Origin of the sequence: Sphingopyxis sp. (assembly GCF_025869345.1) — a bacterium.
GTDB lineage: Bacteria > Pseudomonadota > Alphaproteobacteria > Sphingomonadales > Sphingomonadaceae > Sphingopyxis.
In genome coordinates this window covers 1-4750 of the sequence record NZ_JAOZVW010000135.1, presented here as the reverse complement: position 1 = coordinate 4750, position 4750 = coordinate 1, and the positions used below count along the sequence as shown (strand labels likewise).

Here is a 4750-nt window from a genome sequence, read left to right as displayed (position 1 = left end):
ACTCTGGATTGCTTCGCTTCGCTCGCAATGACGAGGGAGTTGGAGGGTATCACCCCATCCACTCCACCCAAGCGCCATGCGGATGCGAGCGGGCGAGGGTGCGGCCCGCTTCGCCGCCCGGCCAGTGGCGCACGACCAGTTCGTGATGATGCGCGGCGCGATTCGCTTCGAGCGCGATCCAGGCGAGCGGGCGGTCGGGGGTGGCCTCGGCGCCGGCTTCCTCCATCGCGGTCGTCACCCGCATCTGCTGGTCCTCGGGGACATATTGCCAGACGATCGAATGCATCAGGACGCGCGTCGTCCCCGCGGCCTGCGGCTTCTTGAGTTCGGCCTCGACGAAGTCGGCGGCGGTGGCGCGGACGAGATTCGGCTTCTTCTCGCGCGCCGTGGCGATCGCCGCTTCCATCCGCGCGAAGCGGATATGATGTTCGGGCCAGATATAGGCCTTGAGCCGCAGCGCCTGCGCGGGGTCGGTGAGGTCGACCGGGGCAACGTCGCAGCCCTTGAGGCCCGCGATTTCGATCCCATGCTGCGGCGGATGGACGCCGCGCCAATCGGGGGTGAAAGCGATGGCGCCCGGCTCGGGTCCGACCTGCACCCCGCCGAGGTCGTAATGATAGCGGTCGATCATCAGGTTGATCCCCGCGCTCGACCCGATCTCGATACAGTCGAAGCGCGGCGGCAGACCCTGATCGGCGAGCCACAGCATCGCCGCGATGAAATTCGACGAGCGCCCCGCCTCGTTGGTCTGCGGCGGCCCGTCGAGCCACGGGAGCAGCAACGCCTCGTGCCGCACCACGACTCCGGCGACGATCGCGGCGTCGTTGATATCCTCGGCATCGGCATAGATGGGCGCGAGTTCGGGCGCGGCGCCGGCGAGGTGGAGCGCATGGAGCCCGCCCGCGGCGCGCAGCGGCAGCGCATCGGCGAGCGGCGCGCCCTGCCATTCGGCCATGCGGCGGGCAAATCCGGTCGCGGGCGCGTCGAGCAGGGTCGCGAGCGCCGCGACGATCCGTGCCGTCACCGGCGCTTCGCTCGACCGGCAATAGGCGACCTGGTTGGCGAAGGCGGTGCGCACCGCGTCGGCGCCGGTCGCGCCCATGTCGATGAACTCGTAACGCTCGCTCATTGCCCTTTCTCCCGTCGCCGCTTAAAGGCACGGCGCTTATGCCCGAACCGATCATCTTTGCCATCCCCAAGGGACGCATCCTCGACGAGGCGCTGCCGCTGCTCGCGGCCGCCGGTATCGAGCCCGCGGCGGATTTCTTCGACAAGAAGAGCCGCGCGCTGGTGTTCGGGACGAACCAGCCGCATATCTCGCTGATCCGCGTCCGCGCCTTCGACGTCGCGACCTTCGTCGCGCATGGCGCGGCGCAGCTCGGCATCGTCGGGTCGGACGTCATCGATGAGTTCGACTATTCGGAGCTTTACGCGCCGGTCGATCTTGGCATCGGCCATTGCCGCCTGTCGCTCGCGGGACCGGCGGGCAGCGAGCCGCCGGGAATCGGGTCCAGCCATATCCGCGTCGCGACCAAATATCCCGCGACGACGCGCCGCTGGTTCGCGGGGCAGGGGATTCAGGCCGAATGCATCAAGCTCAACGGCGCGATGGAGATTGCGCCGAAGCTGGGGCTCGCCTCGCATATCGTCGACCTCGTCTCGACCGGGCGGACGCTGGTCGAGAATGCGCTCGCCGAGCAGACGGTGATCAGCGAGGTTTCCGCGCGGCTGATCGTCAACCGCGCCGCGTTCAAGCTGCGCTCGGCCGAGGTGCCCGCGCTGGTCGAGAAATTCCGCGAGGCCGTCGCCGATGCGGCGGCTTGACGCCTCCGACCCCGGTTTCGCGGCGGCGTTCGACGCGCTGGTGAACGACCGGCGCGAGAGCGCGTCGGACGTGTCGGCCGACGTCGCCGCCATCGTCGCGCGGGTGAAGGCCGAGGGCGACGCGGCGCTCGCCGATTATACCGCGCGGTTCGACCGCTTCGATCTGGACGCGCAGGGCTGGAGCATCTCGAAGGAGGAATGCGCCGCCGCCTATGATGCGCTGGCGCCCGAATTGCGCGACGCGCTGAACCTCGCGGCGGAGCGTATCCGCGCCTACCACGCCGCGCAGCGTCCCGAGGATCGCGACTATCGCGACGCGGCGGGGGCGCGGCTCGGCGCGCGCTGGAGCGCGGTCGATGCCGCAGGGGTCTATGTCCCCGGCGGGCGCGCCGCTTATCCCTCGTCGGTGCTGATGAACATCCTGCCCGCCAGGGTCGCGGGGGTCGGACGCATCGTCATGGTCACGCCGACGCCCGACGGCGCGACGAACCCGGTCGTGATGGCGGCGGCGCATATCGGCGGGGTCGACGAAATCTGGCGCGTCGGCGGCGCGCAGGCGATCGCCGCGCTTGCCCATGGCACCGACAGGATCGCGCCGGTCGACGTCGTCACCGGCCCCGGCAATGCCTGGGTCGCCGAGGCCAAGCGCCAGCTTTACGGTGTCGTCGGCATCGACATGGTCGCGGGGCCGAGCGAGATCGTCGTCGTCGCGGACGCGAAGAACGAACCGTATGTGATCGCCGCCGACCTGCTCAGCCAAGCCGAGCACGACCCGACGAGCCAGTCGATCCTGTTCACCGACGATTCCGCGTTCGCCGATGCGGTCGCGGCGGCGGCGGCCGAGGTCATTCCGGCGCTCTCGACCGCGGCGACGATGGAGGCGAGCTGGGCCGACAATGGCGCGGTGGTCGTCGTGCCCACGCTGGCCGACGCGATTCCGCTCTGCGACCGGCTCGCGCCCGAACATCTCGAACTCGCGGTCGATGCGGCCGAGGCCGACGCGCTGTTCGCCAAGGTGCGCCACGCGGGCTCGGTCTTCCTCGGCCGCCAGACGCCCGAGGCGATCGGCGATTATGTCGCGGGTCCCAACCACGTCCTCCCCACCGGCCGCCGCGCGCGCTTTTCGAGCGGGTTGTCGGTCACCGATTTCATGAAGCGCACCAGCTTCCTCGCCCTCGACGAGGGCGCGCTGGCGGTGATCGGCCCCGCCGCGGTCGCGCTCGCGACGGCCGAGGGGCTGCCCGCCCATGCGCTCAGCGTCCAGAACAGATTGAAACAGCCATGAACAAACGCGCCCAATCCCGCTCCGCCGCCCGGCTTGCCGCCGTGCAGGCGCTCTATCAGCACGAGATGGAGGGCACGCCGGTCGCGCAGCTCGTCCACGAGTTTCATCAGCACCGCATCGGCAAGATCATCGAGGACGCCGAATATGCCGACGCCGACGTCCCCTTCTTCGACGATATCGTGAAGGGCGCGCTCGCCCGTGCGGACGAGGTCGACGCCGCGATCACCGCCCGGCTGGCGAGCGGCTGGACGATGGACCGGCTCGACCGCACGATGAAGGCGATATTGCGCGCCGGCGCCTATGAACTGATCGCGCGCGGCGACGTGCCGGTGGGCGCGGTGGTCAGCGAATATGTCGATGTCGCGAAAGCCTTCTTCGACGGGCGCGAGGCGGGATTCGCCAACGGCCTGCTCGACGCGATCGGCAAGGACGTGCGGGCGAAATAACGCTCCCGTCAACCGCGTATGTCCCCGCCCTTCGACGCCGCCTGCGGCGGCGCTCAGGATAAACTGCCCCTCGGGCAGGCGGGGACCCAGAGCGGAAATGAGCCGAACGGTTGCGCAAATGCGCTCTGGATCCCCGCCTTCGCGGGGACACACCTCTGCGGTGTCTTTTATACCGGCGCACGATCCATTACGATTTCCGTAATGACCGAAGCCGATTTCATCGCCCGCCTGCGCGGCATCGCGACCGATCCCGCAGCGCGCGGGCTCGCCGACGATGTCGCGGTGTTCGAGGGCCTTGTCCTCACCCACGACATGATCGTCGAGGGCGTCCATTTCCTCCCCGACGAGCGCCCGCAGGACGTTGCGTGGAAACTCGTCGCGGTGAACCTCTCCGATCTCGCCGCGAAGGGCGCGGTGCCGGTCGGGGTGCTGCTCGGCTACAGCCTGGCGGACGATGCCGACTGGGATGCCGCTTTTGCCGACGGCCTCGACATCGTGCTGCGGCGTTTCGGGTTGCCCTTGCTCGGCGGCGATACCGTCGGCGTTCCCGCGGGCGCGCCGCGCAGTTTCGGCCTCACCGCGATCGGCCGCGCGCCGGCCGAAGGCGTGCCGTCACGGTCGGGGATGCGCCCCGGCGACCAGCTCTGGGTCAGCGGGACGATCGGCAACGCCGGGGTCGGCCTCGCGATGCGGCTCGGCGAGGTCGAGGCCAACGAAACCTGTCTCGCCGCCTACAGCCGCCCGCAGCCGCAATTGACGCTGGGGCAGGCGCTGGTGCCGCACGTCCATGCGATGATGGACGTCTCCGACGGCCTGCTGATCGACGCCGGGCGCATGGCGGCGGCGAGCGGCTGCGAGGTCACGCTGATGGTCGAGACGGTGCCGCTGTCGGCGGCGTTGCTCGCGGTGCGCCCCGACGTCCTCGACACGCGCCTCGCGGCGGCGACGGCGGGCGACGACTATCAACTGCTGTTCGCGGCCGATCCGGGCGCAGCGGCGGCGGTCCGCGAGATCGCGGCGGGACTCGGCGTCGCGGTGACGCCGATCGGCCACGCCGGGGTGGGCGAGGGGATCACGCTGGTCCACCGGGCGCAGCGGATCGCGCTGCCCGAACGGCTGGGGTTCATGCATTAGGTTCCGGATTCTGAAGTCCTTCGTCATTGCGAGCGAAGCGAAGCAATCCAGGGCGGTTTAC

The 4750-nt window shown here is 69.7% G+C and carries 5 protein-coding genes; 4 read left to right on the top strand and 1 reads right to left on the bottom strand.

The genetic code is table 11. The features are described from left to right. Nucleotides 1–49: 49 nt before the first annotated feature. Entirely contained in the window at nt 50–1129 is a 1080-nt protein-coding gene (locus OJI97_RS14550) for a DUF2332 domain-containing protein (protein WP_297664630.1), read from the bottom strand. 38 nt (nt 1130–1167) lie between these two features. Between OJI97_RS14550 and hisG the strand changes: the two genes are divergently transcribed. The 4 genes from hisG (at nt 1168) to thiL (ending at nt 4689) form a co-directional block, all read left to right on the top strand. Then, complete coding sequence (hisG, locus tag OJI97_RS14545; RefSeq protein WP_297664629.1) at nt 1168–1824, top strand: ATP phosphoribosyltransferase; 657 nt, start codon at nt 1168–1170, stop codon at nt 1822–1824. After that, entirely contained in the window at nt 1811–3109 is a 1299-nt protein-coding gene (gene hisD / locus OJI97_RS14540; RefSeq protein ID WP_297664628.1) for a histidinol dehydrogenase, read from the top strand. The genes hisG and hisD overlap by 14 nt, the downstream gene beginning before the upstream one ends. Beyond that, a complete protein-coding gene (gene nusB / locus OJI97_RS14535) occupies nt 3106–3555 on the top strand; it encodes a transcription antitermination factor NusB (RefSeq protein WP_297664627.1) in 450 nt (149 codons plus the stop codon). The genes hisD and nusB overlap by 4 nt, the downstream gene beginning before the upstream one ends. 201 nt (nt 3556–3756) lie before the next feature. Next, nucleotides 3757–4689: a thiamine-phosphate kinase gene (thiL, locus tag OJI97_RS14530; protein ID WP_297664625.1), complete on the top strand. Its 933-nt coding sequence runs from the start codon at nt 3757–3759 to the stop codon at nt 4687–4689. Nucleotides 4690–4750 lie beyond the last annotated feature (61 nt).